The following is a 1,119-nucleotide window of genomic DNA, read 5'->3' as shown; positions in this document are numbered from 1 at the left end:
CGAGATGGAACGCAGAGCGGCTTAACCCCGTCCACTTTTTCGGGGGAAGATCACCCGAGAGTCGATAACCTGAGCCTTGTTTGATTAACTGCGGGGGCTTTTTCGAAGCTAGGCGAGGCAAGTAGACGCTTAGTTCGGGAGGCTCGATTCCGGCCTTCCTGAAGCATTGCCGCATCTGCGCAGCATCAAAACTCTGCTTCCCCTGCCTCGCTTCCTCAAACCAAGCCAGCATGAGGAGCTGTTCCACAGCTGTGCTGCGATAGAACCCCGGCGCGGAAGCGGCAAAATCTGTTATGTCATTCAAGCGGCAGGGCCCAGCTTTTCAACTCGAGCGATGCCTAAGTGATTAATTTCGTATTGCCCCCGTCCGACGCTCTTTACCAGTTGCTGCGCTTTCAAATTCCTCAGCACTCCAGGGAAATCTTCGATTCCGGAAGGCCACTTGAGCGCGCGGTAGCAAGTGTAGACGTGGTTGGCGGTTACGACCTCGTCTGGGCGATGTTCCTTAAACCATGCCAGCGCCACGAGGTTGCGCTCCGTATCGTTCTTCGGCGGATGGCTATTGGCAAAGCTCTCAAATGACGTAGCGGAATTAAGGTCTAAATCCAGGACCTTCATAGACGTTGGCTTGCGAGGCTTAGCCTCGCGCGCTTGCCGTGGCGATTTCGACTCTGATGGAGCGTCTTCCTCGACAACTACCGCTTCGCCATCGATCTCGAAATCGATCTCCTGTGCGGTTGCAGATAAAACAGTGGCAGACGGATTTGTTGATGAGCGCTGCTGAACTACCTGCGGCGTAGCGGGCTTTAGAGCGTTCTGAATAGCGACTGTGATCTGGTTTAGGTCCCCCTCGGGGATCTCCGCTTCCAGCATAATGAAGCGAATACGGGAGGTTCCATTCTTCGACGCCGGTTGCTTTGCCACGAACTGCTCCGCCAGAAGTAGATTCAAAGGTTAATGGAACGCGACGAAGGTGACAATGCACTCTATCTCTCGGTTACCCTTCGCGGGTTTGCTCGCGATGCTGGCGGTCTAGAGCTCTCAAGGACTCGCCAGGAGTTGGCACGGTTTACGCGCTCATTGCTCCCCCCTTCCCCCACACGCCCCAATCCGCTACAC

At 55.3% G+C, this 1,119-nt stretch carries 1 protein-coding gene; it reads right to left on the bottom strand.

Going from position 1 to position 1,119, the window contains the following annotated elements:
• Positions 1–300: 300 nt before the first annotated feature.
• Positions 301–924 carry a hypothetical protein gene (locus AX690_RS22925; RefSeq protein ID WP_156449670.1) on the bottom strand — a complete coding sequence of 208 codons (624 nt, stop codon included), beginning with the start codon at positions 922–924 and terminating at the stop codon, positions 301–303.
• Positions 925–1,119 lie beyond the last annotated feature (195 nt).

The sequence above is a fragment of the Caulobacter sp. CCH9-E1 genome, assembly GCF_001556515.1.
GTDB lineage: Bacteria > Pseudomonadota > Alphaproteobacteria > Caulobacterales > Caulobacteraceae > Caulobacter.
The sequence above is the reverse complement of the archived record's forward strand: the minus strand, read 5'-3'. Positions and strand labels throughout refer to the sequence as shown.